We start from the raw sequence: 20,521 nt of genomic DNA on the forward strand, positions 1-20,521 counted from the left end.
TGTGGGACCGCACACGGAGCGGACCTCCCGGTGCGGGACCGCAGCGTACCCGCTCTCGTTGGGTCAAGCATTCTGGCACTGCTGCGCATTCCGCCTGTGAAGTCCTACCCGGTAACTCTCCACCTTAGAGGGCGCGGGACGGTCCTTCGTACGTGCTCCACCGTCTTCGCGCCGTCTTCGGCACGCTTCAGGCGGGCTTGGGCGGGACGTGCAGGGCAAGCACGGTCACATCGTCTACCTGCTCATACCCGGCAAGCATCCGATCGACCAGGAAGTCGACGAGTCTCTCGGGATCTCCTACCACTTCAGGTGGGGCGTCCGCCGCAACGGCGACCAGCTCCTCCAGCCCTGCGTCCACCCCACGCCTACGGTTCTCCACAAGTCCATCGGAATAGAACACCACAGTGTTGCCGGTCTCGATGGAAAAACTTGTCTGCTGTCGCTGGCTCGGCCAGCCGAGGGGGGTTCCCGGCTCCCGCGTGCTGACGCGCGCGGGCGTGTCGGGCGAGATCAGGAGGGGTGGCGGGTGGCCGGCGTTGCTGAACTCGCCCTGCCCTGTCTCCGGGTCGATCACCGCGTAGGCGACGGTGGTGAACTGCTCCTCGTCCTCGGTGGCGCTGAACAGCCGGTCCAGGCCGGCGAGGACTGCGGCGGGGCGCGGGTCGTTCAGCGCGAGGGCGCGCAGGGCATTGCGGACGCGTCCCATACCGGCCGCGGCGAGGACGCCCTTGCCCATGACGTCGCCGACGGCCACGGCGAGGCGGCGGTCGGGGAGCCGGAACACGTCGTACCAGTCGCCGCCGACCTGGACGTGGCGTGTCGCGGGGTTGTAGCGGGCGGCCAGCACCATGCCCGGCAGCTGCGGAAGATCGCTGGGCAGGAGGCTGCGCTGGAGTTCCTCGGCCGTCTTGTGCTCGCGCTCGAACAGCAGGGCGCGCTCGACGGCCAGGGCGCACTGGCCCGCGAGGGCCTCAAGGAAGACCCGTTCCTCCTCGGTGATCTCCCTAGGGCGGGTGAACGAGAAACGGAGTGCGCCTATGGGCGCGCCCGCGGCCAGTAGCGGAAGCCCCACCCAGGCGCGTTCTTCCGTGTGCTGGGCGAACAGATCCTTCTCGCCGTGGCCGAGCTGCAGGCGCAGGCTGTCGGGATGCTCGGCCAGGAACGGGCGGCTCTCGCGCACCGCCACCGACATGACGGTCTGGTCACTGACCTTGATCGCGTCGCGGGAGGCGGGACTGCTCTCGCCGTCGGCGCCCGGCTGGGACGGCGCCACGATGCTGAGGCGGAGTTTGTCGTCGTCCAGCAGCGCCACCGCGGAGTAGTCGGCGCCGATGGCCGACCGTCCGACCTCCGTGATGACCTGGACGACCTGGGACACGGTCAGCGCCTCGGCGAGCATGGAGGTGGCCTGCTGAAGGCGCGCCGTGCGCAGCGCCGCCGCCGACAGCTGCTCGGTCAGCCGTCCGCGCATCTCCTCGGCCTCGCGCTGCCCGGTGACGTCGGTGTTGGCGCCGACCCACTCGATGACCGCGTCGCCCTGCCAGATGGGCACGGCCCGTACGTCGAAGTGCCGGTAGGTGCCGCTCTTGGTGCGGACCCGGTAGTTGGTCTCGAAGACCCGGTTGTCCTCGACGCACTCGCGCCAGGCCGCCTCGATGCGAGGACGGTCCTCGGGGTGGACCACGGCCAGCCAGCCGCCGACCGCGTAGTCGTCCGGCGCCTGGCCGGTGATCGCGCGCCATTCGGGCGCGTCGTCGATCACGCCGCCGTCCGGGGCGGCGACCCACACCACCTGGGCACTGGCCTCCACGAGCGAGCGGTAGCGCTGCTCCTTGCGGCGGATGACCTCCTCGGCCCTGCGCCGGTCGGTCACGTCCAGCGCGGTCAGGACGACGCCCAGGTGCTCGCCGTCGGCGCCCTTGGCGGGCAGCCACGAGCAGGCCAGGATGCGCTCCTCGACCGCCGTCGCCAGATCCGCCGCGTCACCAGGGGTCACGGGCGATGCCGCCTCGGCGGACGTGCCGTCATGCTCGGCCGCGGCGTCCTCCCCGGCCGGGACGACCAGGTCGAGATCGCTCAGCGGACGGTTCTCGTCGATCACCTTGCGGAGCGCCGACTCGAACGCCGCAGCGAGCGCCTCGGGCAGGACCTCGGCGGGCCGTTGCTGCTGCAGATCGCCAACGGGCACGCCCAACAGCGCGGCGAGCGCGTCGTTGGCCCGCCGGCAGCGCAGATCGCGGTCGAAGAACGCGAGCCCGGCCGGGGCCTCGGTCAGCAAGGTCGCGTACAGCGCGGCGTCCGACGCATCCATGGGCTGCCCCTCCACCCCTGAAACGCGAGGACGCGGGACGGACGTCTCGGTGCTCATGGACAACACCTCCGCCCCAGAGGATCCCGTACCGCGCGGCAAGTTTTCATCACTATGAGTGAATGGGAGCAGGCTAGCGCTCCCGCCTCCATCACAACACCGTTCGGAGTCAGGTATTCATCATCCCGATGGTTCGCCGCGTACGGAAGCCCTGATGAACATCCTTGTCCCCTTCGGCCACAGGCGAACACGTCGGATTCGGACACCGTCGCGGAGGACACGGGAGGCGGTCCGCCAGGACGGCGAGTAGGAGATGCTACGGCGCCCGGGGGTCACAGGGCGTCAACTCGGCTCGTTCGGCGAGTTCCGGCCAGCGTCCCCCGCCGGTAGCGGGACGCTCCTATTTGGCGGCCTTCCTATTTGGCGGCCTTGGCCGCGGATTTCTGTTCCTGCTTGAAGGCGCGGACCTTGGCGAGCGACTCGGGGCCGGTGATGTCGGCGACGGACCGGTGGGAGCCTTCCTCCCCGTAGGCCCCGGCGGCCTCGCGCCATCCGTCCGGCTGGACCCCGTACTGCTTGCCCAGCAGCGCCACGAAGATCTGTGCCTTCTGCTTGCCGTACCCGGGGAGGCCGTTGAGGCGCTTGAACAGCTCCTTGCCGCTGTCCACGCCCTTCCACACCTTCTCGGCATCGCCGTCGTAGGTGTCCACGAGGTACTGGCACAGCTGCTGGACCCGCTTGGCCATGGAACCCGGATACCGGTGGACGGCGGGCTTCTCCGACAGCAGCGCGGCGAAGCGCTCGGGGTCGTGCGCGGCGATCTCGTGCGCGTCCAGGTCGTCGGCGCCGAGCCGCTGGGCGATGGTGTAGGGGCCGGTGAACGCCCACTCCATCGGGACCTGCTGGTCGAGCAGCATGCCGACCAGCGCGGCCAGCGGGCTGCGTCCGAGCAGCTCGTCGGCTTCCGGACGCTGGGCTAGATGAACCTTCGTGGCCATGGGCCCAGCTTAGAGCCGGTCCCAGATCTGTCAGAAGTCTTACGGGCACGGCCGGAACCTGGCGTGGAGCGTCCAGCGGTGCTCGAATGAGGAGATGAGCGAGGACGGACGGGCGGAGGGCAGTCCCGTTGGTCGGCGGGTTGTGCTGGGGATGCTCGGCCTCGGCGCGGCGGGCGTCGCCGTGGGGGCATCCGTTCAGGACGGCGTGAGCCGTGCCCTGGCGCCGGTGGGGCCGATCGGGGACATCCTCCCGGCGGCTGGAGGGTTCCGCTACTACTCCGTCACCGGGAGCGTGAAGCGGCACAGTGCGGCCACCCACCGCGTGACCGTCGGCGGCCTTGTCGACAAGCCTCAGTCATTCGGGCTGGCCGACCTGGCACGGTTCCCCCAGACGGTGCTCGACAAGGATTTCCAATGCGTGACGGGCTGGCGCGTGCCGGACGTGCGTTGGGTGGGCGTGGCTCTCCCTGACCTGCTGGACGCGGTGGGAGTGTCGCGCAGGGCCCGTGCCGTGCGATTCACGTCGTTCGACGGCGTCTACACGGAGTCGCTGACGCTGCAGCAGGCGCGCCGGCGGGACGTCCTCGTGGCGACGCAGATGGACGGCGAACCCGTCACACACGACCACGGCGGCCCGACGCGCCTCTACGTGGCGCCCATGTACGGCTACAAGTCGCTGAAGTGGCTCGGCGGCATCGAACTGACCGACAAGGTCATTCCCGGTTACTGGGAGAACCTCGGTTACGACGTCGACGCCTGGGTGGGCCGGTCGAACGGGCGGAACGATGCGCCGACGTGACCCGGCTCCGTCCGAGCGGACCTGGCTCATGCGGTTCACCGTGGCGGAGCGGTCGATCCACCATGTGACCGCGTTGCTGATGCTGATCTGCCTGGCGACCGCTGCCTGCCTGTACCTGCCGCTGCTGTCGACGCTGGTGGGCCACCGGGAGACGCTCAAGACCGTCCACGTGTGGTGCGGGTTCGCACTGCCGGTGCCCATCGTGCTCGGTCTCGCGTCTCGCGCCTTCAGGGCCGACCTGAGCCGGTTGAACAGATTCGCTCCGCACGACTGGGAGTGGCTGAAGCGCCGCGACCGCAGGGCCGTGCAGGACGGTCGCGGAGTCATTCCCGTGGGCAAGTTCAACGCGGGGCAGAAGCTGAACGCGGCGTTCACCGCGGGCGCGATCCTGCTGATGCTCGGCACCGGCGAGATCATGACGTTCCCCGATCCCTGGGGTGACCGGTGGCGGACGGGCGCCACGTTCGTCCACGACTGGCTCTTCCTCATCGTCGTCGTGGTGACGGCGGGGCACCTGTGGGAGGCGTTCCGGGACCGGGGCGCGCTCAACGCGATGCTGACCGGGCGGGTGGAGCCCGGCTGGGCGGCACGGCACCACGCGGGCTGGGCGGACGCCTGGCAGAGGTCGCGGGACGCCGTCCGAAGATCGTCAGGTGCCGGGGCGAGTTCCCAGGTCACAGCGACGAACGCCGATCCGGACGGGGGCTCCGGCGACGACGGCACAGAATTTGCCCAACGACGTCCCGATATCTATTGACTCTCTCCGCAAAAGCGCTGGAATGGGACATCGAGAGGTACCCCGTGCGCGGAGGTGTGCGCTGATGCCTGCACTGGCCGGTCATCGGACCGAGACCCGCGACGCGCTCACCCGACGGCTCTGCGAGGAGTTCGCCACCTTCCACGCGGACATGGTCCGGCGGTGTGTGGCCGACGTCCAGGCGTGCATGGCCCACCTCGGTCTGGAGGCCACGCCCACCAGCGTCGAACGGATGGCGCGTGAGCATCTCACCGGCATTCTGAAATCGGAACCGCCCTCTGGACGCGCCCCGGTTAGCGGAGTCGACGGCTGAGCAGCCCCTTCGCGTGTCCCAGGTCGCCGCCGTCCCCTGTTCGGACGTGTCCTGGACAGCGCCCGCGGCTGATCTGAGAGGCTAGAAGGGTGAATCCCCGCCGCCACCACCGTTCCTCCGGGGAACCGGGCCGAGAGGGATCGCCACCCCCCGACGAGGTCACCGCGATCTTCGATGGCATGCTGCAGCATGCCCGCGAGCTGCTGGCCGTGCGCAGCCCCTTGGACGCGGAGCTCATCGTCAGCGAGATCCTCGGCTCGTGGTGGGCGAAGCGGGTGCCGGACGGCGACGTCGAGGAGATCATCGGCGAGGCACTGGTCGCCCACGCGGGGACGGTCGGAACCCCGGCCGCGCTGGCGCTGCTCATCGGAATGGCCTACATGGGCACCCCGCGCCAGGCCGCCATGGCCGAGCGCGCGGCGCTGGAGCTGATGGGCAACGGCGTCGCCAGGCCGGGTTGGGCCGACCGCGTGGGGATGGTCGCTCCCGAGGAGTGCTTCGTGTCCAGGGACGTCTACGGCGACCAAGACTCCATCGTCTGCACCTACACGTATGGAGGCACTGAACGGCACGCGCTGGTCATCCTGGTCGATCGCAACAAGGCCGGGGCCGTCCCGTCGGCCAGCGGCCAGTTCGCCCCCGTCGCGCGTGTGGGGCGGCCGCCGATGCCCGGGATGGTCAGGGACGCCTGGGTGTCGTCCAAGGTCGACACGCTCCTGGACCATTGCCGCCGTGAGGGACGCGACAACCCGCTGATGCGGTTCGAGCCCCTCGACTCGCGGGACGCCAGGGCGCTGCTGCAAAGCGCGCTGGACCTCACGGACGACACCGACGACCCGCCGGTGAACGAGAACTTCGGCTCCTATCACGCCTTCGTCCGCGCGCGCGTGGACATCTTGCCGCCGGGTGGGCGCCTCCCCCAGCCCCCGGTGTACGGACGCGACAGGCGAGCGACGATCGCGGCGAGGTTCCTCGCGTCGGACGAGGCCGAGGGTCTGTCCGACCTTTCCGCGGCGAGCCGGTGCGTCGACCGCATCATCGACTACGGCTGCACCCACGACTTCGGGCGGCCGTTGCGGGTCAGCCCCGTCAAGTGCGAGATGTTCCTGCTCGACTGGCTGCCGCGGAAGGTCCTGCTGTCCCCGACCGAACAGGAGGCCGTCCCTCACGTGCTGGCGGCGTGGGTTCGGTGGGCGGGCAAACGCACAGGGCTGCCCGAGGAGGGCATCAGGGCGACGCTGGACGCCCTCTGGGACGCCACCGCGAAGTTCGCCGAGGCCTACCGCGACCCGTCCGCGTTCGGTCTCGACCGTGATCTGGTCGGCCGGCTCCTGCCCGACGGCGACCTCGAGGCGCTGCCGCGGCGGGCGTTCGCCCTGCCGTTCCTGTCCGGCACCCACAGGCGCTCCGGGCGGCACGGTTTCATCAACCTGTCGACCCTGGATCCGGCCGACCGCGACGACCGCCGCGTCATCCTGGAGTTCGAGCACCCCGGCGCGGACGAAGAACACCTGAACGCGCACGAACGCCTTGCCGAACGTCTGTGGGACGGGGAGCCCCCGCAGCTGTGGGATACCGCACAATCACTGCTCGACATCGGTTACGAACGCCACGAGATCCTGCACAAACTCATCGACGTCCTGGACCGCTGCGGAGAAGATCCGGAGGCTCTCCGCGAAGCCTTGCATGTGCTGCGTCACGAACCCCCACCGGAGTGAACTCCCGGTTTGCACGCGGCGTCCCCGGCGGTAATCATCGGTTCTCGGGCATGGTCTCGCGGGGGCCCGGGGGGCCGGCCTCCGGTCGTAGGGAGTGATCTTGTTGGAGTGGTCCGAGTTCGCCCGGCGGCTGGGTCGTGAGCTGGCGGGTCTCGAACGGGACACCATCCTCATCGTGCGGGAGCGCGATGAGAGCCGGCACTATGTTCAGGCCATGCGCGAGCCGGACCGACTCTACGCCGAGGCCGTCAGCAACAACTTCCTCGAAGGGCCGCTGCTGCTCACACTGGCCGACGAGGAGGTCATGAGCGACGCGGGCTGGCGCCCGCCCGCCGAGCCCGCCCCGCGCAACTGGTGGACGGAACTGCCCGAGTTCGGCGCGCCCGGCGGGATGCAGTCGGTGACCGGCGGCGACTTCTCGCGGCTGGCCGACGTCATGGTCACCGCCCTGCGCGACGTCCAGGGCGTCAGGCGGCCGTCCGACCTCGTGTACGAGTCGTTCCACCGGCACGGCACCGGGCTGATCGAGTTGACCGACTTCGGCATCGACGTGGCTGACCCGTCGCGCGTGAACAAGCGCCGATCCTCGACCGGCCGCGCGCCCGGCGGCGACGTGCTCGCGGAGGCGGGCTCGCTTCCCTCCGGGACGCCGCCTAGGGGGACCTACATGCCGCCGGAGGGCCTTCCGAGCGCGAACGCCGATCTGCTCGAACCACGCCTGGCCGAGGCCAAGGCGAACGGCGACAACAGCGCGTACTTCAGGCTGCTGGCCAACGCCGACCTGGTGCTCCCGGCGACGGCGCCCGCAGTGGAGGATCCCGACCGCGCCGAGTTCCCCACCATCACGATCGGCAGCAGCACCTACGTCACGGTGTTCACCTCGCCAGGGGCCCTGGCCCGCACCGGCGACCGGCACCCCGGCCTCTACCGGCGCACCTCGTTCGCCCGGCTGGCGTCCGCCTGGCCCGACCCCACCTGGCGGCTGGCGATCAACTGGGGATTGCCCAGCGAAGTCCTTCTGGACTCGTCCGTCGTCTCCCGCATGGACGCAGAGGCGAGCGCGGCGCCGTCCCTCGCGCCGGACGTGCCCAACCCGTACGGGAAGGTCGACCCCAACGCGCTCGCCGGGCCCAACCCCGTCGCCGGTGGGTCGATCCCGGCGGCCAACGGCTCGGCTCCTACCGTCGACCGGCCGCATGAGAACTCCCACACCGCCATCGACCCGTACACCACTGCCGATCTACGGGCGGCGCTTGGGCCGGGCGACGGTGAGCCGGAGCCCGTCGTGCGGGAGCCCGTCGTACGGGAGAGCTTCCCGCAAGAGGTCGTCGCGCCGAAGCCCGCCGAACCGGAACCCACCGAGGCGGAGAGCGCCACAGCGGGGAACGCGGCGGCGCTTCCTCTGGGCGCGCCAACGAACAAGAAGCCCGCCGTAGCCGCGCAGCCGCCCGCAGGCGTCCCGCTCCGTCCGCCCCATGGCACCCGCCTCTGGCGCTCGGCCGGTGAGGGCGACGAGACGCCGCTCGCGGTCTATGACGCCATCGGCGGCGTGTGGGCACCGGCGAAGGCCGACGCCGTTCCGGCTCCGCGGGCCGACTGACGCGCATTCGACTACCGTCCGGTAGCATCCCCGGCGCCCCACGGATGTGAGAGTGGACCCCTTGTGGACTGGAACGACTTCGCCAAGCGGCTGACGCTGGAGCTGTCACGCCTGCCGGTCACGTCGTTCGTCATCGTGCAGGGTCCGAGCGGGCTGCCCTACGTCCAGGCGATGAGGTCCGAGGGGCTGTTCGACGCCGAGGCCGTCGGCAGCGCGTTCCTGCCCCGCCCGCTGGCCCCGCGGCAGGAGCGGCGGCTGCGGGCGCTCGGCTGGGAGCCGCCGGACGAGGAGGAGCGCAAGAACTGGTGGCAGCAGTTCACCCTGCGCGAGCGCCGTGACCGTCGTGCCCGGGCCGGCCGGGGTGACCGGGTCGACCGGGTCTCGGCGGAGCGTCTGGAGGCGTCCGCCCTCCTTGCCGGGCTGATGGTCGGGGCGTTCCGCGACGCCTACCACGTCGAGTCGCCGCTCGAACTCGTCTACCAGGCGAGCCGGGCCGGGCCTGACGGCGGCCCGTTGGCGTTGCCGGGGCTCGGCATCCCGCTGGCCGTCCCCGAACCTGAGAGCCACCCCGAAGTGCATCCCGCCGGCCCATCGGACTCCGGTCTGGAGACCGCACTCGCGGAGGCGCGGGAGCGTGGCGACCAGCACGGGTACCTCAACCTGTTGGCACGCGCCGTCCTGTACCTGCCCGCTCCCGGGGGCGCAGGAGCGAGCGACCACCAGTTCGCCACGGCGCGGTTCGGCGGCGGGACGTTCGTCCTGGCGTTCACCTCGCCCGAGGCTATGAACCACTCCCTGCAAGGGCAGGCCGCGCACCACCGGGAGGCGTCGCTGGCGGAGCTGTCGCGCGGCTGGCCGCATCCAGACTGGCAGCTCGCGATCAACCCGGGCCTGCCGAGCGCGTCCTACCTGGACGCGAACGCGCTCTTCGAGCCCGACGGGCCGGCGCGCGCCGAACCCGTCCCGGGTGACGCCGTCGCCGCCCGGACGGCCCCCAGCCCGCCGGAGAGCCCCTCTCCGTCGCCGGCCGAGCCTCGGGAACCGTCCGGCGTTCCGGAGGGCTCAGAGACGCCTACAAGCCCGCCCGTCGCTCCTCGGCCGCGGGAGGCCGCGTCCTCGACGGGACGGCGCGGGCCCGCGGACGGCGGGCCGCAGGTCGTGATCATGCAGAAGGCGGTGCGCCCCGAGCACGTCCGGCACTACCTGGATGGCGGCTACGACCTGGTCGCCGGCTACGTGCACCGGGTCCAGGACGTCGCGGAGCCGGCGACCCCGGCGGCGCTGATCCGCGGGCTCGGGCTGGTGTACGAGGGCTCGCCGTTCACGCCCGACGACGAGGAGATCTTCGTGATCCGCTGGCCGGCGGTGAAGCCGTCGCTGTTCCCGGGGCCGCTCCACGCGCCGGGCGACGGCCCGGGCATCCCCGAGTTCAAGATCGAGAGCCAGCGGCTGCCGCACGGCGCCGAGCTGTACCGGCTCGTCGTCGCCGGGACGGAGTCGCCGGTGGCGTCCTACGACGCCGATCTGCGCAGGTGGCTCGTGATACTGCCGGGAGGGCGTGGATGAGCGTCCGGCACGGCTACTACGCGGCCTGGCACGGCGCCGAGTACGAGGCGAGCCCGGACGGCGACCTGGTCCGGCTCTACACCGCGCGGCACACCGACGGTTTCAGGCGGATCTCACCGGACCGGTACGTCCAGGTGGTGCCGCTGTCGGACGTGGACGACCTGCGGTACGTCACGACGCGCTGCACCTGGCAGGGTGAGCCGTTCGTGGTGCTTGGCGAACATGACGGCTGGCTGCGCGTGGAGCACAGCGGCGGCGAGGCGGCGGTGGCGGAGCGGCTGCGGCTGGAGCTGTTCGACCGTGGCGTGTACCAGGCGTGGGCGTCCAGGCACGAGGTGGAGGACGTGCGCGAGGAGATCGTCTGAAACGCGGTGATCGGTGGTAGGTCTTGGGCATGGCGGTCATCGACATCAACGCCGACCTCGGTGAGGGGTTCGGCATCTGGGAGCTCGGCGACGACCTCGCACTGCTCGACGTCATCACGAGCGCGAACGTGGCGTGCGGCTTCCACGCGGGCGATCCGCTCATCATGCGCCGGGTGTGCGCGGCCGCCGTCGAGCGTGGGGTGACGATAGGCGCGCAGGTGTCGTACCGGGATCTGGCCGGTTTCGGACGCCGCGAGATGGACGTGCCCCCACCGGAACTGACCGCCGAGGTCCTCTACCAGGTCGCCGCCCTGGACGGCATCGCGCGCACGGAAGGCGGACGTGTGGCCTACGTCAAGCCGCACGGCGCGCTGTACAACCGGGTGGCACGCGACGCCGTCCAGGCCCGCGCCGTGGCCGATGCGGTACGGGCCTACGATCCTTCGCTACCGCTGTTGACACTGGCGGGTTCCGCGGTGCGCGATGTCGCCGAAGGGCTCACTGTGGTCGCCGAGTGTTTCGCGGACCGGGCCTATACGCCGTCTGGTCGGCTCGTGTCGCGCCGTGAACCGGGAGCCGTCGTCCATGACCGGGACGCCGTCGTCCAACGTGCCGTGAGGATGGCCGTAGAGGGCACCGTCGTTTCCGTTGACGGCGGAGAGGTCGCGCTGGACGCCCGTTCCATGTGCGTACACGGCGACACTCCGAACGCGGTAGAACTGGCCCGGTCGGTGCGGTCGGCGCTGTCCGGGGCGGGGGTCGCGCTGGAGCCGTTCGCGTGAGAGTGCTGCGCGCCGGTGACGCGGCCCTGCTCGTGGAGACCGGCGACCTCGTGACCGCGCACCGCCTGAACGCCGCCCTGCGTGACGATCCGCCGCCTGGTGTCGTGGACGTCGTCCCCGGGGAACAGACCGTCCTGGTGATCGTCGACCCGTCGGCCGATCTGGACCGTCTCGCCGCACGGCTTCCGCAGCTGCGCCTACCCGAGGACGCGGCAGGAGACGCGGAACCGGTGGAGATACCCGTGGTCTACGACGGGGAGGACCTGGACGAGGTCGCCGCACTCACCGGCCTGTCCCGCGACGAGGTCGTCCACCGTCACACCACCGCCTCGTACACGGTCGCCTACCTAGGCTTCTCCCCCGGATTCGGCTACCTGACGGGCCTCGACCCGGCCCTGCACGTGGCGCGGCGCGAGTCGCCGCGGACCTCGGTACCGGCGGGCTCGGTGGCGATCGCGGGGCCGTACGCGGCCGTCTACCCGTCCAGCTCCCCGGGCGGCTGGCGGCTGCTCGGACGTTCCAGGCTGCGGCTGTGGGACGTGACGCGCGATCCCCCGTCGCTGCTCAGGCCGGGAACGCGCGTCCGTTTCGTGCCCCGGGAACCATCGTGATCGAGGTCGTGCGTTGATCGAGATCGTGCGGCCCGGCCCGCTGGCGACCGTCCAGGACCTCGGGCGGCCGGGCCGCGCGCACCTCGGAGTACCGCGTTCCGGAGCCGCGGACGAGCGTGCCTTCCGGCTGGCGAACCGGCTTGTTGGCAACCCCGAGGGCGCGGCTGCCGTGGAACTCACGCTCGGCGGGGCCGCCTTGCGTTTCCACAGGAACACCTGGATCGCGGTCACGGGAGCACCAGTGCCGCTGTGCATCGACAGCCGCGCATACGGGACGAACGCGCCGTGCCATGTCCCGGACGGCGGGCTGGTCGAGTTCGGCACGCCGCAGTCTGGGCTGCGCAGCTATCTCGCCGTGCGGGGTGGTGTCGTCGTCGAGGAGATTCTGGGGAGCCGTTCGACCGACCTTCTGTCGGGGCTAGGCCCTGCGCCTCTTTCGCCTGGCGACCGCATTCCGGTGGGGTCCGCCAGAGGACTCGGCGACATCGCCGTGGACGTCGCGCCCGCGCCGCCCATGCCTGAGACACCGATATTGCGCATCCTGCCCGGGCCACGTGACGACTGGTTCGCTGAAGACGCGATGGCGACGCTTACGTCCACTACGTACGTCGTGTCGCCGGACAGCAACCGCGTGGGCGTACGCCTGGACGGCCCGCCGCTGGCACGCGTCCGCGAGGGCGAACTCGGCAGCGAAGGCATGGTGACCGGTTCGCTTCAGGTGCCGCCCAGCGGAATGCCCATCATCTTCCTGGCCGACCATCCGACGACCGGCGGCTACCCAGTGGTCGCGGTGCTCGCCTCAACCGGTATCGCCGACGCCGCGCAGTTGCGCCCTGGCCAGCGCCTCCGCTTCCGCCTCTAGCACCTGGCGAGCACCCGGCGCCTATGTCAGCGGGGCGGCCACGGACCAGTCCAGGTGGGAGACGTCGTTGAACCCGCGGATGGACGACAGGTCACCGATCCTCACCAGGCACGAGATGGAACCGTTGTCGGGGGCGAGGAACGCGAACGGCCTGGCCCCGGTCGCGGCCGCGAGCGCCTGGGCGATCACGCCACCATGGGTGAACACCGCGATCCGGCCGCCCGCGTGCGCCGCCGCGAGCCGGGTGAGGCTCGCGTCGACCCGTCCCGCGAACGCCTCGTTGGCCTCCGCTCCGGGGATGACGTCCCAGCGCTCCTGGGCGAACATGCGCTGCGCCACCGGATCGCCCTCGGCGACCATCTTCCGGAACAGACCGCCTTCCCATTCACCGAGATACACCTCGCGCAGGCCGGGCTCGACGCGAGGCTCCAGTCCCAGGCGACGGACCAACGGAGCCGCGGTCTGCGCCGTACGACGCAGGGGCGTCACATAGATCGCATCGAGGTTCTCCTCAGCGAGCCGCTCACCGACCCGCTCCGCCTGTTCGCGTCCCTCTGGCGCGAGTTCGGGATCGCCTTGGCCGTCCACAAGCGGGAACGGCCGGTCCGAATGGGCGGGCTCAGAGGCGCCGTGCCGGATCAGCAGAAGCTCGGCCGCTCCGTCCGGCGCCTTGTACCGCGTCTGCCGGTACACGGCCGGCTCGTCCGCCTCGTCGCGCCGATGGGCCGTGTCGTCGCGATCGTCCATGGGCGGCACACTAGATGAACGCTCCACACCCGCTTCGATCCGGGTCGTGCCACACCCGTCAGGACAGCAGCGCTTCCATCCGGGCCACTTCGTCCCTGAGCGGGGCGGTGGGAACGTCCTCGAAAGCGGTGACGGTCACATCGGCGTCCTTCGCCTCCCAGACGCCCGCTACACGCCCCTCGTAAAGGACGACAGGCGATATCCAGCCGCCCGCGCGGCTCACTTCCTTTCGGCGCTCCGCCGGCACGAGGTAGGACGCACCCGTCCCGGCTCCCAGGACGTACTGGTCGAAGGCCCCGACGAGCCGGACGGACGTACTCGGTTCGGTGTTCAGGAGTTCGTCGCGGTGCTCGTCCAGGACGTACATCTGCACGCCCTCCACTTCGATGGTGGAGAGCCCGTCCTCGGCTGCGGCGAACCAGGCTTTGACGTCCTTCTTGCGGTTCAGCTTGCGCATCAGCCAGTTGTCGAACATGTCGGGGGTGGCAGGCCCGTGCGCACCTAGGAAGGCATGAATGGCCGTCCGGGCCGCGTCCTCCATGGACGGCAGGCCCGTCCAGCCCGGGAGCCACCGCTCAGGGGACGTGAACGTCACGCGGGTACCCTGCGACGGCCCGTAACAGAGCACGCCCCACCAGGCCAGAGGCTTGAGCAAGGTGCCCCAGCCGGAGCCGAGCACTTCGGCCAGATGCCGTGAGCCGGTCTCCTCTACGACGGCCGTGGTCAGCTCCTCGCGTGTGAGTACCGCGCCGTCGGCCAGCGCGCCGGCGGCGGCTTCGGCGATCGCCTCCAGATCGGCGGGCGTGGCCCCGAAATTCCTCTGCCAGACAGGTTTCTCCCAGTTGCGCACGGCTGCGCACAGGACGAGATAGGCGGCGGCTTCGTCGGCGGGCAACAGGTGCAGGGTTCCGCGCATGGCCCAGGTCTTGACGAGGGTCCGTTCGTCCAGGATTGCTCTCTGCACCGCGCCCGTTTCGGGAGCCGTCTGCCGTATCGCCACGGCGAACTCCGCCGCCGAGGCGACCTGCGCCTGCACTCCCGCCAACCTTCGCGCTATCTGCAACGCCCCTGCGTCGGCGGCGGATTCGATGAACTGCCGCCGCATCCGCCAGGCCAGCACCTGCGCCCACGTCACCGAGGTCATGCCCCGATTACAGCGCACGCCCACGACACGGCGGCACGGCACACGCGCTTGGGTCAGGTCAGGCGGTGGGTGAGTTCGGCGAACGCGTCGCGGACGTCCTCGGTGGTGAGGACCGTGAGGTCGGCTGCGGTCGCGGCGTCGCCGAGCCGTGCCGCCCGCAGCGCACGGCGCGCGCTCGCCTTCTCGTACATGGATCGGGCGAAGCGGCCGTTGCCAAGTTCGTCAATACGGCCCGACCCGCACGCGCGCTGGAAGACCAGGGCGAGGTCGTCGAGAGCGCGTTCCTCCCACTGGTCGCCGCCTTCTTCGGCGATGAGCTGGGCGATGCGGAGCAGTTCGTCCGGCCCGTAGGAGGGGAAGTCGACGCGGACGTCGAATCGTGAGGCAAGCCCTGGGTTGGACGACAGGAACCGGTTCATCTCGGCCTCGTATCCCGCAAGGACGACGACGAGACGGTCGCGGTCGTCCTCGGCGCGCTTGAGCAGCGTCTGCACGGCCTCCGCGCCGAACGCGTCCCCACCGGCGTAGCCCGGGTTGCTCAGCCCGTACGCCTCGTCGACGAACAGCACACCGCCCAGGGCGGAGTCGACCACCTTGTTCGTCTTGAGCGCCGTGGCACCCAGGTGTTCGCCGACGAGATCCGCGCGCTGTGCCTCGACCACCTCCGGACGGGCGAGAAGCCCGGACGCGGCGAAGATGCGCCCGAGCACGCGCGCGACGGTCGTCTTCCCGGTGCCGGGCGGCCCGGTGAAGACGAAGTGGCGGGTCGGCGGGCGGGTGACCAGGCCCTGCGCCTGGCGCATCCTCGCGACCTGGAGCTGGGCGGCGATCTCGCGGACCTGCCGCTTCACCGGTTCGAGCCCGATCATCGCGTCGAGCGAGCCGAGGGCCTCGTCGAGCGTCGGCGTCTCGGCGTAGCCGCGGTAGCGCTCGGTGACCTCGGCGAACGCCGCCTCGACGTCCTCGGCGCGCAGGGTGACCAGGTCGTCGGCGCTGGGGTTCGCTGGGGCCGCGGACGCGGACACGGCGTCGACCACACGCACGTCCCGCGCGCGCGCCGCCGCCTCGGTCAGGGATCGGACGAACCGTCCGTTGCCCAGTTCGTCGACGATGCCGCGCCGTTCGACTTCCTCGAACCGAATGGCGAGCCGCCGCCGCGCCTCCGCGTCGAGCCGGTCCTCGCGGAGGCTGGTGTGGTAGTCGGCGATCCGGAGCAGTTCGGCAGGACGGTACGAAGGGAAATGCACACGCGTGCCGAACCGTGACGCCAGCCCCGGGTTGGAGTCGAGGAACTCGGCCATCTGCGCGTCGTATCCCGCAAGGATGATGACGAGGTTGTCGCGGTCGTCCTCCGCCCGCTTGAGGAGCGTCTGCACGGCCTCATCGCCGAACCGGTCCGGCTGGCCCTCAGCGGAGTTGGCCAGGCTGTACGCCTCGTCGATGAACAGCACCCCGCCCAGGGCGGAGTCAACGAGCCGGTTGGTCTTCAGTGCGGTGGCACCGAGGAACTCACCGACGAGGTCGGCGCGGTGCGCCTCGACCAGGGCCGGCTCAGGCAGCAGCCCGAAGGCGTAGAAGATTTTGGCCAGGACGCGCGCCACGGTGGTCTTGCCCGTCCCAGAGGGCCCGACGAACACGAAGTGCCGCATCGGCTTCTCTGTGGGCACCCCGGCGGCGGCGCGCATGTGCGCGGCCTCAATGGACGCGGCGATGGAACGGACCTGCCGTTTGACCGGCTCAAGCCCGATCATGTCCTCGAGTTCGGCGAGCGCCTCGGCCACCGAGATCTCCGGCGCCTTTTCCTTACGCGGCTCCGTGGGATTCGCACGCTCCGGGGCCACCGCATTGTCGGCCGCCTGCGCCGCGGCGCGCTGCTCATGACCCGCGTGCACAACCGCTGAAGCGCCGGCTTCATCGTCGTCTGGGACGCGCCTATCGGATCTCCCCGGCCGGCTCGGCCTGTCGGCCTTGTCGAACCGCTCGGGCCTGTCGTGTTTGTCAAGCCGGTCCGGGCGTTCGCGCCTGTCGCCGCCGGACGGGTTCCTGCGCGGCCCGGCGTTGCCGTCCCCCTTCGGGCCGGCCTGTTCCTGGACCCAGCCGGTCTCGTACGCCTCAGCGGGCACCGTGCGCCGCGCCTGGTCCCAGCGGTAGGCGAGAAAGGCCAGGGCCGCCACCCAGCCCGGCGCCACGCTCGCCTCCGGCAACGGATGCGCGATGGCCGCGGTCGTCACGCCCGCCGCGCTCAGCGCGAGGAGCGCGGAACGCCATGGCGCGTAACCGCGCAGCCGGAACGCCACGAACGCCACCGGGAGCGCGAGCAAGGCCAGGAGCAGTGCGGGGCTCAGGTACGGCGGGTGCCCTTCGTCCGGGTAGAGGCTTCCCAGAGGAACCGAGAGCGCCAGCCAAGCCACGATCACCGCTACGACTGCCATGCCCGTGGGCGAGCGCAACGTCAGGTGGACGACGACGAGCAGGATCACCGGGAACGCCACAGCAGCAAGGACGGGTCCTTCAAGCACCACCGTGGCGGACACGGCCAAGGCGACGAGCAACAGCCCGCCCAGGAACCTCACGCCCGGGGTGACCTGGAAGTAGCGCCATCGCAGGCGCTCAAATAGATCCCGCGCCGCGGCGTCCTTCGCCGGGCGGGAGCGGGACCTGCCGAACAAAGCCATCAGAAGCGAGTAAAGCGCAGGACCGCCCGGAACGGGACTCCCCGCGCCCTGTTCGTTGGCTCCGGTGCGCCTGCCTGGTGCGGGACAGGCAAGACCTCAGTCCCGAGACCAGCACATTTGTAGTGTCCAGAAGTGGACGGCCACTGCGATGATGGGCGCATGCGGACCGACCCCACGCACGCCCTGCCCGGACTGGATCCGGGCCCTGCCATCGCGAAGGAGATCTCGCGTGTCGCGGGCTACGAGATCGAGGACGAACTCCGGGCAGGATCGTCCAGGAGCGGCAGTCCCGGCACGATCGCCGGGGTGGACGAAGTCGGACGCGGCGCGTGGGCGGGCCCCGTCGTGGTGTGCGCGGCGGTCACCGACCTGACTCCGCCGCCCGTCCTCCAGGGGCGCGGCAAGAGAACGGTCAGCCTGACCGACTCCAAGCTCCTCACCGAAGCCCACCGCGCGTCGTTCGCCGAAGTGCTGCCCGGATGGCTCGCAGGCCATGCCATTGGCGCGTCCAGTCCCGAGGAGATCGACGAGCTCGGCATGACCGAGGCGCTGCGGCGTGCGGCCGTCCGGGCGCTGGAGTCGCTGCCCGTCCCGCCCGACGTGGTCATCCTCGACGGCAAGCACGATTTCCTGAGCCGGCCCTGGCGGGTGCGCTGCGAGGTCAAGGCCGACCAAAGGTCGGTCACCGTCGCGGCCGCCTCCGTCTTGGCGAAGGTCCACCGTGACCGGTTGATGGCAGACCTCGACGGAGAATTCCCCGGATACGGGTTCGCGGACAGTGCGGGCTATCCGTCGCCCACCCACCAGAAGACCCTTGAGGAGTCGGGACCGACACCGCATCACCGGCTGTCATGGTCCTACCTGGACGACCTTCCACGCTGGCGGCACCTCAAGAAGCACCGTGACCCGCTCGCAGGAGAAGGGCAGCTCAGCCTTCTGTGACCCTTGCCCGCGCCTGGGCATGAGTCATCCTCGCCGACTCGGGTAGGGCGGGCGATGACAGGAGGTAGATGCCATGGACACCGTCGTGAAGAAGCTGCTGCACGAGTCCGGCGAGACGTTCGCCGAGGAGGCCGGCATCCCGCTGAAGGACCAGCCGGCCGCGCTTTTCAAGCTGCTCGTCCTGGCCAACCTGCTGAGCGCGCGCATCTCCTCGGACATCGCCATCGCGGCGGCCCGCGAACTGTTCGAGGCGGGCGGCGGGACACCGCGCGGGATGAGCAAGCTGACCTGGCAGGAACGGGTCGACGCACTCGGCCGCGGCCACTACGTCCGCTACGACGAGAGCACCGCGTCCCGCCTCGGCGACACCGCCGAGATCGTCCAGGACAGGTACGGGGGTGATCTGCGGCGGCTCGCCATCGACGCCGGACGCGACCCGCACAAGGCTGCCGAGCTGCTCCAGGAGTTCCCCGGGATCGGGCCCACCGGCGTGGACATCTTCTGCCGTGAGGCCCAGTCCATCTGGCCCTGGCTGCGCCCCTACATCGACGGCCAGGTGAGGAAGGGCGCCGAACGGCTCGGCCTGCCCACCGACGCCGGCGAGCTCGCGTCCAAGGTGCCCGACAAGGACCTCGCGCGGCTCAGCGCGGCCCTGGTGCGAGTCGCCCGCGACAAGAAGCTCGCCGAGGCCCTCAAGGCCGCGTGAGCCACGCGGAGAGTCACGACGTGCGGAGGGTCACGAACGCGCGGAGGTCATAGCCGGACGATGACCTCGTCGACCGGCTTGCGGGTGATGTCGGGCACCATCGCGTCGTCGGCCGGGTAGCCGACCGGAATCACCACGTACGCGCGTTCCTCCTGCGGACGGTCGCACACCTCGTTCAAGAACCTCATGGGGCTCGGCGTATGCGTGAGCGTCGCCAGACCCGCCTGGTGCAGCCCGGCCAACAGAAACCCCACGGCGATGCCCACGGACTCCTTCACGTAGTAAGGCCGGGGCGTCTCCGGGCCCTTGTGCACCTCGAAGACGATGATGACCGCGGGGGCGTCCTCCAGGAACGGCTTGCGCCAGTCGGTGCCCAGCGGCGCCAGCGCCTCAAGCCACTCCTGCGAGGCGCGCCGCTCGTAGAACTCCCGCTCCTCCTGCTCCGCGGCCTCCCTGAGCCTCCGCTTGCGCTCGGCGTCGGTGATGACCACGAACCGCCACGGCTGGAGGTTGGCCCCACTCGGCGCCGTCGCCGCCGCACGGATCGCGTGCTCGATGACGTCCGGCGGCACCGGACGGCGGGAGAAGTCACGCACGGTGCGCCGCAACGTCATCGAATCGGCGAACGCCTGGACGCGCTCGACCGCCTCCTCCTGCGGAACATCGAAATGGGGGGCCGGGACGACGGGGTACTGCCGCTCAGAGCTCATGCGACGTTCCTACCCTTGCCGCCAGGCTCGGGACAATCGGCAGCATCAGCCAACGTTCCGGCCCCTAACCAGCACATGCGCGGACGGGCCGTTCAGTCCTTGCCGCGTGAGGCGACCCATTCCAGGTTCCAGCCGTACGCCTGGTCGACCGACATCTTCCCCCAGCGCGGACGGCCGGGAGGCGGCAGGACGAACCGGCCCTCACGGCGGACGACCAGTTCGCCGTTCACGTTCTCGATGAGGGCGAGGACGGCGTCGCGGGACGCGTCGACGCAGTCGTCCATCCGCATGTCGATCGGCGGCGCGCCCACCGGGAACAGCGTGGCGATCGCGTCCAGGCCGCGGAAGTCGTCGGCGCCGTCGTAGATCTCGGCGAACACCAGGATGCGCTTGAAGTCCGCGGTGTGGTCGAGGTTGATGTGAAGATTCTCACCCGCCTCGATCGCTCCGGTCCGGTCGTCCTTGTCGAGCTTGATGAACGGCGCGCGGTCCAGGGCGCCCATGTCGCCGAGCGCGTGGATGATCCCCTTGCGGCCGTCCCGGAGCTCCCAGAGGCAGCACAGGTCCAGGTCGAGGTCGACGCCGCGGCGGCGCTTGCCGAGCCGTCCCTTGGCGACGCCCGCCCGCGCCGTCCAGTTGAGGTTGACCCGCATGTGCCCGGACGTCGCGCCGTGCTTGGTGAGCGACACCGACGGAGAGTTCTTGGTCAGCGAGATGGCACCGCCACCTTGCTGCGGCTGCGCCTGCTGCGCCTGCTGCTGGGGCTGCGCCTGTGGCTGGGGCGGAGGCACGTACTGGCCGCCTGGCGGCGGTGGCGGAGGAGGGGGCGGCGCGTACTGGCCCCCCGGCGGCGGCGGTGGCGGCGTGTACTGCCCGCCAGGAGGCGGCGGAGGCGCCGCCTCCTGGCGGGCAGTACAC

Annotated in this window: 18 protein-coding genes and 1 pseudogene; 12 read left to right on the plus strand and 7 right to left on the minus strand. The window is 70.7% G+C overall.

Annotated elements, in window-relative coordinates; translation table 11 throughout:
• Positions 1–187: 187 nt before the first annotated feature.
• Both ETD83_RS11470 and ETD83_RS11475 read right to left on the minus strand, forming a co-directional pair.
• The gene (locus tag ETD83_RS11470) at positions 188–2,368 is read right to left on the minus strand and encodes a SpoIIE family protein phosphatase (protein WP_138645062.1); all 2,181 of its coding nucleotides are present in this window, start codon (positions 2,366–2,368) and stop codon (positions 188–190) included.
• Positions 2,369–2,724: 356 nt separating this feature from the next.
• Positions 2,725–3,306 (minus strand): HhH-GPD-type base excision DNA repair protein, encoded by a 582-nt coding sequence (locus ETD83_RS11475; RefSeq protein ID WP_138645063.1) that lies wholly within the window; start codon positions 3,304–3,306, stop codon positions 2,725–2,727.
• 151 nt (positions 3,307–3,457) lie between these two features.
• On the opposite strand from ETD83_RS11475, the gene ETD83_RS11480 reads away from it, so the two are divergent.
• The 10 genes from ETD83_RS11480 (at position 3,458) to ETD83_RS11530 (ending at position 12,679) form a co-directional block, all read left to right on the plus strand.
• Positions 3,458–4,105 carry a molybdopterin-dependent oxidoreductase gene (locus ETD83_RS11480; RefSeq protein WP_230420837.1) on the plus strand — a complete coding sequence of 216 codons (648 nt, stop codon included), beginning with the start codon at positions 3,458–3,460 and terminating at the stop codon, positions 4,103–4,105.
• Positions 4,092–4,862: a cytochrome b/b6 domain-containing protein gene (locus ETD83_RS11485; protein WP_138645065.1), complete on the plus strand. Its 771-nt coding sequence runs from the start codon at positions 4,092–4,094 to the stop codon at positions 4,860–4,862. Before ETD83_RS11480 ends, ETD83_RS11485 begins: the two co-directional genes overlap by 14 nt.
• A 64-nt stretch (positions 4,863–4,926) precedes the next feature.
• Positions 4,927–5,175, plus strand: a complete 249-nt coding sequence (locus tag ETD83_RS11490; RefSeq protein WP_138645066.1) for a hypothetical protein — start codon at positions 4,927–4,929, stop codon at positions 5,173–5,175.
• A 179-nt stretch (positions 5,176–5,354) separates the two neighbouring features.
• Entirely contained in the window at positions 5,355–6,893 is a 1,539-nt protein-coding gene (locus ETD83_RS11495) for a hypothetical protein (protein ID WP_171064150.1), read from the plus strand.
• A gap of 100 nt (positions 6,894–6,993) precedes the next feature.
• Positions 6,994–8,493 (plus strand): TY-Chap domain-containing protein, encoded by a 1,500-nt coding sequence (locus ETD83_RS44360; RefSeq protein WP_230420836.1) that lies wholly within the window; start codon positions 6,994–6,996, stop codon positions 8,491–8,493.
• A gap of 63 nt (positions 8,494–8,556) precedes the next feature.
• Positions 8,557–10,059 carry an SseB family protein gene (locus tag ETD83_RS11510; protein ID WP_138645068.1) on the plus strand — a complete coding sequence of 501 codons (1,503 nt, stop codon included), beginning with the start codon at positions 8,557–8,559 and terminating at the stop codon, positions 10,057–10,059.
• Positions 10,056–10,424, plus strand: coding sequence for a hypothetical protein (locus ETD83_RS11515; RefSeq protein ID WP_138645069.1), 369 nt, complete (start codon positions 10,056–10,058; stop codon positions 10,422–10,424). Before ETD83_RS11510 ends, ETD83_RS11515 begins: the two co-directional genes overlap by 4 nt.
• Positions 10,425–10,453: 29 nt before the next feature.
• Entirely contained in the window at positions 10,454–11,206 is a 753-nt protein-coding gene (locus ETD83_RS11520) for a LamB/YcsF family protein (protein ID WP_138645070.1), read from the plus strand.
• Positions 11,203–11,817, plus strand: a complete 615-nt coding sequence (gene pxpB, locus ETD83_RS11525; protein ID WP_138645071.1) for a 5-oxoprolinase subunit PxpB — start codon at positions 11,203–11,205, stop codon at positions 11,815–11,817. Before ETD83_RS11520 ends, pxpB begins: the two co-directional genes overlap by 4 nt.
• Positions 11,818–11,830: 13 nt before the next feature.
• Entirely contained in the window at positions 11,831–12,679 is an 849-nt protein-coding gene (locus ETD83_RS11530) for a 5-oxoprolinase subunit C family protein (protein WP_138645072.1), read from the plus strand.
• Positions 12,680–12,700: 21 nt separating this feature from the next.
• Here the strand turns inward: ETD83_RS11530 and ETD83_RS11535 are convergent, their stop codons facing one another.
• From ETD83_RS11535 to ETD83_RS11545, 3 genes are read right to left on the minus strand one after another with little or no spacing between them, the layout of a single operon-like run.
• Entirely contained in the window at positions 12,701–13,426 is a 726-nt protein-coding gene (locus ETD83_RS11535; RefSeq protein ID WP_138645073.1) for a histidine phosphatase family protein, read from the minus strand.
• Between the two features lie 58 nt (positions 13,427–13,484).
• A complete protein-coding gene (locus ETD83_RS11540; RefSeq protein ID WP_138645074.1) occupies positions 13,485–14,570 on the minus strand; it encodes a winged helix DNA-binding domain-containing protein in 1,086 nt (361 codons plus the stop codon).
• 53 nt (positions 14,571–14,623) lie between these two features.
• The gene (locus ETD83_RS11545) at positions 14,624–17,245 is read right to left on the minus strand and encodes an AAA family ATPase (protein WP_138645075.1); all 2,622 of its coding nucleotides are present in this window, start codon (positions 17,243–17,245) and stop codon (positions 14,624–14,626) included.
• A gap of 159 nt (positions 17,246–17,404) precedes the next feature.
• On the opposite strand from ETD83_RS11545, the gene ETD83_RS11550 reads away from it, so the two are divergent.
• Both ETD83_RS11550 and ETD83_RS11555 read left to right on the plus strand, forming a co-directional pair.
• Positions 17,405–18,187 (plus strand): ribonuclease HII, encoded by a 783-nt coding sequence (locus ETD83_RS11550; RefSeq protein WP_138645076.1) that lies wholly within the window; start codon positions 17,405–17,407, stop codon positions 18,185–18,187.
• Between the two features lie 73 nt (positions 18,188–18,260).
• Positions 18,261–18,893: an HhH-GDP family DNA glycosylase gene (locus ETD83_RS11555; RefSeq protein WP_138645077.1), complete on the plus strand. Its 633-nt coding sequence runs from the start codon at positions 18,261–18,263 to the stop codon at positions 18,891–18,893.
• A gap of 47 nt (positions 18,894–18,940) precedes the next feature.
• Here ETD83_RS11555 and ETD83_RS11560 read toward each other — a convergent pair whose 3' ends face one another.
• Both ETD83_RS11560 and ETD83_RS11565 read right to left on the minus strand, forming a co-directional pair.
• Positions 18,941–19,603 (minus strand): nitroreductase family protein, encoded by a 663-nt coding sequence (locus ETD83_RS11560; protein WP_138645078.1) that lies wholly within the window; start codon positions 19,601–19,603, stop codon positions 18,941–18,943.
• 92 nt (positions 19,604–19,695) lie between these two features.
• Positions 19,696–20,521: pseudogene (locus ETD83_RS11565) on the minus strand (hypothetical protein); the annotation flags it as partial.

Origin of the sequence: Actinomadura soli (assembly GCF_005889715.1) — a bacterium.
Lineage (GTDB): Bacteria > Actinomycetota > Actinomycetes > Streptosporangiales > Streptosporangiaceae > Spirillospora > Spirillospora soli.

What these genes read in the sequence shown, in the direction of transcription:
- ETD83_RS11470 (WP_138645062.1), bottom strand. Translation starts at nt 2,368, where the DNA reads ATGAGCACCGAGACGTCCGTCCCGCGTCCTCGCGTTTCAGGGGTGGAG.
- ETD83_RS11475 (WP_138645063.1), bottom strand. Translation starts at nt 3,306, where the DNA reads ATGGCCACGAAGGTTCATCTAGCCCAGCGTCCGGAAGCCGACGAGCTG.
- ETD83_RS11480 (WP_230420837.1), top strand. Translation starts at nt 3,458, where the DNA reads ATGCTCGGCCTCGGCGCGGCGGGCGTCGCCGTGGGGGCATCCGTTCAG.
- ETD83_RS11485 (WP_138645065.1), top strand. Translation starts at nt 4,092, where the DNA reads ATGCGCCGACGTGACCCGGCTCCGTCCGAGCGGACCTGGCTCATGCGG.
- ETD83_RS11490 (WP_138645066.1), top strand. Translation starts at nt 4,927, where the DNA reads ATGCCTGCACTGGCCGGTCATCGGACCGAGACCCGCGACGCGCTCACC.
- ETD83_RS11495 (WP_171064150.1), top strand. Translation starts at nt 5,355, where the DNA reads ATGCTGCAGCATGCCCGCGAGCTGCTGGCCGTGCGCAGCCCCTTGGAC.
- ETD83_RS11515 (WP_138645069.1), top strand. Translation starts at nt 10,056, where the DNA reads ATGAGCGTCCGGCACGGCTACTACGCGGCCTGGCACGGCGCCGAGTAC.
- ETD83_RS11520 (WP_138645070.1), top strand. Translation starts at nt 10,454, where the DNA reads ATGGCGGTCATCGACATCAACGCCGACCTCGGTGAGGGGTTCGGCATC.
- ETD83_RS11535 (WP_138645073.1), bottom strand. Translation starts at nt 13,426, where the DNA reads ATGGACGATCGCGACGACACGGCCCATCGGCGCGACGAGGCGGACGAG.
- ETD83_RS11540 (WP_138645074.1), bottom strand. Translation starts at nt 14,570, where the DNA reads ATGACCTCGGTGACGTGGGCGCAGGTGCTGGCCTGGCGGATGCGGCGG.
- ETD83_RS11545 (WP_138645075.1), bottom strand. Translation starts at nt 17,245, where the DNA reads ATGGCTTTGTTCGGCAGGTCCCGCTCCCGCCCGGCGAAGGACGCCGCG.
- ETD83_RS11550 (WP_138645076.1), top strand. Translation starts at nt 17,405, where the DNA reads ATGCGGACCGACCCCACGCACGCCCTGCCCGGACTGGATCCGGGCCCT.
- ETD83_RS11555 (WP_138645077.1), top strand. Translation starts at nt 18,261, where the DNA reads ATGGACACCGTCGTGAAGAAGCTGCTGCACGAGTCCGGCGAGACGTTC.
- ETD83_RS11560 (WP_138645078.1), bottom strand. Translation starts at nt 19,603, where the DNA reads ATGAGCTCTGAGCGGCAGTACCCCGTCGTCCCGGCCCCCCATTTCGAT.